The following is a 4884-nucleotide window of genomic DNA, read 5'->3' on the forward strand; positions in this document are numbered from 1 at the left end:
TGCACGACGCAGCGCCTCCGTCACGCGCGCGGCCAGCGGCGTATCCGCGTGCGGAATCGCTTCCGCCGGATCGGCTGCGAGCAGCGTATGGGCCGGTGTCGCGAGAAACAGCGGCGCATCGGCGCGATACAGATCCCATATGTTTTGAGGTACTAATAGATCGGAAGGACGGGATATCGCATTCATCGCATTCATCTCCAGATTGAAGGGCCGGCGCATCGCACCGGCCGTGTCGTCACATTTCGGCGGTGAGGCTCACCGCGACGCGGCGCCCCTGATCGACCAGCCAGTTGCCGCTCAGGCCGGTCGTGCGCGTGCGATCGTCGATCGGAACCATCTTGTTGGTCAGGTTCAGCACCGCGAAGTTGACGGAGAAACGCTTGTCGATCCGGTAGCGGCCGCCGAGATCGAAGGTCGTCGTCGACGGACGTTCGCGGACACCTTGCGCGCCGTTGCGGAACGCCGCCCAGTATTCGCTGCCGATGTAGTTCGCCGTCGCGTACAGGTCGAGCTTGGCGGTCGGCGTCCAGTCGACCTGCACGTTGAATTTGTGCTTGGGCGTCTTGTCGAGCGAATAGCCGTCGAGCGCGCTGCCATTGAACGCCTTCTCACCGCTGCCTTCGCGACGCGACTGCGTCAGCGTGTAGCTGCCCGACACCTTCAGCGTGCGCATCACGCGCGTGCCCGCGCCGAGTTCGAGTCCGTACAGCTTGACCCGATCGATGTTGTCGTACACGTAGATGTTGCGGCCCGGCGAGCGCGGATCGGCCTTGCCCGTGTCGTAGCTGGCCACCTTGTTCTTGAACAGATTGTTGAACAGCGTCAGCCCCGCGTACGTGTCGCCGAGGTCGTAGCGCACGCCGAGCTCCTCGGTCAGGCTCGTCTCGGGCTTGAGATCCGGATTGCCGCACAGCGTGCCGGGCATCGCCCCCGCCGCACCGCCCGACGTCATGCAGTAGCCGCCCGTGCTCTGGCGCAACGACGGCGGCCGGAAGCCCGTCGACACGCCGCCACGCACCGTCCACGCCTGGCTGAGCTTGTAGACGCCGTAGATGCGCGGGCTCACATGGCTGCCGTAGCGATCGTCGTGATCGAGCCGCACGCCGGTCGTCAGCGTGAACCGGTCGTTGAAGAAGTAGTCGTTCTCGCCGAACAGCGCCCACGCATTGCGCCTGATCCGGTCCGAGTTCGCCGCACGGCCCTGCGGCACCGCATCCTGGCGCGCCACGCCCGACAGCGTCGACCAGATATGCTGACCGCCGACCGTCAGGATGTTGCGCTCGCCCCACCACGGCACCTCGGCCTTGCCTTCGAGGATCGTGTCGGTCAGCGCGGGCCGGATCGCCTCGCGGCCAGCCGGCGTCCACTGGTCCTGTACGCCGCGCTCGCCATAGAGCGACAGCGTCGTGTTGCCGAAACCCCAGCGGCCGTCATGCGTGATGCCCCAGTAGTCGCGCACATGGCGCGTCTCGGTCAGCGCCGTCGCGGCCGTGCGCGGCGTGAGCGGCGCCGCGCTCTTGCCCGGTGTGCTCAGGTAGGTGAGCTGCTCGCGCCCGATGTTCACGCTCACGTCCTGGTTGCGCGTGGGCTTCGCCGCCAGCTTCACGTCGAAGCTGCCGATCCGCTGCCCGTTCGCACCGCCCGTGCCGCTTTTCGCGTAGTAGATATCGTCCTCGCCGCGATGCAGGAGCCGACCGGACGCCTGCAGCCCGAGCACGTCGGATTTCAGCGGGCCGCCGAGCCAGAAGTCGACGCTTTGCGTATCGCCCTGGTTCGATTCGAGCTGCCACACACTGCCGGCCGTGATCGTGCCGCCCCAGCGCTTCGGCACCTTGCGCGTGATCACGTTGACCACGCCGCCCATCGCATCGGCACCGTACAGCGACGACATCGGCCCGCGCACGACCTCGATCCGCTCGATCGCGGACAGCGGCGGCATCAGGTTCGACTGCACGCCAGAACTGCCGCGATTCATCGTTTCACGTGTGTTCTGGCGACGGCCGTCGACCAGCAGCAACGTGTATTCGCCTGGCATCCCGCGGATCGAGATGTCCTGGTCGTTCGGCGACGCACCGACGACGCTCACCCCCTCGACGTTGCCGACGATCTCGGCAACCGACGTATAAGGCTTCGCCTCGATGTCGTCGCGGGTGATCACGGAGATGCTCGCGGGCGCTTCGCGGATCGCCTGCTCGCGACGGCTTGCCGTCACGACGATCGCCTTCAGCGTGGCCGGATCCGGCGGATCGCCGGCAACCGGCGGTGCCGCGACCGCGGACGCGGCAGTCGGCACGGCCGATCGATCAGGCGTCTGCGCCCACGCGCTCGACACGCCCATCAGGTACAGGCCGGCAACGACGGCCGGCTTCAATGCAAAGTGTGCAGCTTGACTCGACATGGTGGCGCTTTCGATGTTTCATGATGTGATTGATTCTCATTTACATTATGAAACATGTAATGCGCCGAAATCTTTGCGTAAGCTACGAACTCGTTTGAGTCACGGCGGCTGTCTCGTCAGCGATGGTCACTGCGGCGCGCGAGCGTCGGCGTGACGCCGAAGCGGCGCTTGTAGGCGGTCGCGAAATTCGCGGCGCTCGTATAGCCGGCCAGCGCCGCAGCCTGCTTGACGCTCACCGCGTCGCGCTCGAGTGCGAGCCGCGCGCGCTGCAGGTGATGTTCGCGGATGAAGTCGAATACCGTCGTGCCGTAGGCGGCACGGAACTGCCGCTGCATCGCGTTCGTACTCATGCCGGCATGGCGCGCGATAGCGTCGAGCGACAAGTCCTGTGCGGCATCGCTCGCCAGGAACGCGCGCAATTCCGCCATCCGGCGGTAGTCGCGCGATCCGAGCGCCGCATCCTGCGCCGGTGCGGCGTCCACCGCCTCCGCCTCGAGCGGCGCGAACGCCTCGGCAAGCAATTCCAGCACACGACTTTCGAGATAGATCGCCTGCAGCATCGGCTGATAGGTCGGCGGCCGCACGATCTGCTCGGCCAGTGCCGTCGCACGCGGCGTCGGCTGCCAGAAGCGGATCGCCAGGTGCGCGGACAGCATCGCATCCAGCCGCTCCGGCAGCATGCCGCGGCTCGCCGCCTGCAGATGCGCGAGCCACTCGCCCGACATCGCAAGACTGAGCCGCCGTGCATAGCCGCCCTTGCTGAGCCGCCGGCGGAACGTATCCGGCTGCACCGCGTTGAGCAGGAACGACTGCATCCGCACCGCGGGCCGCGGCACCGGAGCCCGGCTCGCGCGGTGCGCATCCGTCGTCAGCACCACGCGCCGGTCGCCGTACGACACGTCGAGCGCACCTTCGAGCAGCAGCACGAGATGCAGGCCCGGCGTGCACTGCCCCGACATCACCGCATCGAATTCGTCGGTCGCGTCGTCCGCGTGGATGCGCAGGCCCGGACGCACCTCGCGGATTCGCGCAACGTGCGCGTCGTGGCGATGGCCGTCGGATTGGAAAGCAGCTGACGTCTGCGCTGTCATGTCTTGATACCCCGTTGCGTGTGTCGGGCGCGATGGGCCCGCACAAACCATTTCGTCGCTGGAACAAACAGCCGGCATCCCGCGATGTCCGACTGCTCGGTTACAATCAAATGCGAATTGTTCTCATTTACATCGTATCGGGAGTCGCGTGAGAAAGACAAGTGGAATGTGGGCCATGCTGGTCGCATGGCTGTGCAGCGGGTTCGTCGCGCAGGCGGCATGCGCGGACACCACCGTGACCGACCTCGCCGGTCGGCAGGTCCGGATTCCCGCGCGCGTCGAACGCGTGCTGCTCGGCGAAGGGCGCCTGCTACCCGCGCTGGCGGTCGTCGACGCCGATCCCACCCGTCGCCTCGTCGGCATGATGGGCGATTTCGAACAGCTCGATCCGGCCAGCTACGGGCAATGGCTCGAACGGTTTCCGCGCCTGAAGGACGTGCCGCGCATCGGCCGCTCGCAGGCCGGCAGCTTCAGCGACGAACGCGCGCTCGCGCTGCGCCCTCAGGTCGCGATCTTCGGCCTCGGCGGCGGCCACGGCCCTGGCGAGCGCGACCGCGAGACGCTGGCGCGGCTCGAAGCCGCCGGCGTTGCGATCGTCTTCGTCGATTTCCGGCACGACCCGCTCGTCAATACGACGCGCAGCGTCGCACTGCTCGGCCAGGTCTTCGGCGCGCCGCAGCGCGCGGCGGATTTCAACGCGTACTGGCAGGCGCAGTTCGATCTCGTCCGTACGCGGCTCGCGAACGCGCACGCGGTCGCGCCAAGCGTGTTCCTCGAAAGCCGCGTCGGCCTGTCGAGCGACTGCTGCGACACGATGACGGGCATGATGGGGCGCCTGCTCGACGCCGCCGGCGGCAACAACATCGCGAAAGGCCGCGTGCCCGGCGAGCACGGCACGCTGAATCCGGAATACCTGCTCAGCCGCCAGCCCGACTTCTACATCGGCACGGGGATCGGCTCGACGCAGACACTGCAAAGTGCGCCGCTGCGCATCGCACTCGGCGCCGGCGTGTCGCGCGACACCGCGACCCGTTCGTTCGACCGGTCGCTGCAGCGCCCGCAGATTGCGCCGCTGCGCGCGGTGCGCGAGCGCCGGGCCTATGCGATCTGGCATCACTTCTACAATTCGCCGTTCAACGTCGTCGCGGTGCAGGCCATGGCCAAATGGCTGCATCCGGCGCTGTTCGCCGATGTCGACCCGCGCCGCACGCTCGACACCATGGTGCAACGCTTCCAGCCGGTTCCGCTGCAGGGCGAATACTGGGTGCAGGAAGGATCCTGACATGCCGCGCCCCGCTTCCACGATGCGTCGCTCGCTGCTCGTCGCCGGCCTCGCGGGCCCGCTCGGCGCCCACCTCACCCCCGCGCTCGCCGCGCACGCACCGGGCTGGCCGG

3 protein-coding genes and 1 pseudogene are annotated in these 4884 nt (G+C 67.4%); 1 reads left to right on the top strand and 3 read right to left on the bottom strand.

The window, feature by feature from the left end; genetic code table 11:
• The 3 genes and pseudogenes from G3N99_RS34720 to G3N99_RS34730 form a co-directional block, all read right to left on the bottom strand.
• A pseudogene (locus G3N99_RS34720) lies at positions 1–186 on the bottom strand (isochorismate synthase); the annotation flags it as partial.
• A gap of 49 nt (positions 187–235) precedes the next feature.
• Positions 236–2398, bottom strand: a complete 2163-nt coding sequence (locus tag G3N99_RS34725) for a TonB-dependent receptor (RefSeq protein WP_206124627.1) — start codon at positions 2396–2398, stop codon at positions 236–238.
• 116 nt (positions 2399–2514) lie between these two features.
• Entirely contained in the window at positions 2515–3489 is a 975-nt protein-coding gene (locus G3N99_RS34730; protein ID WP_174986136.1) for an AraC family transcriptional regulator, read from the bottom strand.
• Positions 3490–3655: 166 nt separating this feature from the next.
• On the opposite strand from G3N99_RS34730, the gene G3N99_RS34735 reads away from it, so the two are divergent.
• Positions 3656–4771, top strand: a complete 1116-nt coding sequence (locus tag G3N99_RS34735; protein ID WP_174946469.1) for an ABC transporter substrate-binding protein — start codon at positions 3656–3658, stop codon at positions 4769–4771.
• Positions 4772–4884: the final 113 nt, after the last annotated feature.

The organism is Burkholderia sp. Ac-20392 (assembly GCF_017104585.1).
Lineage (GTDB): Bacteria > Pseudomonadota > Gammaproteobacteria > Burkholderiales > Burkholderiaceae > Burkholderia > Burkholderia lata.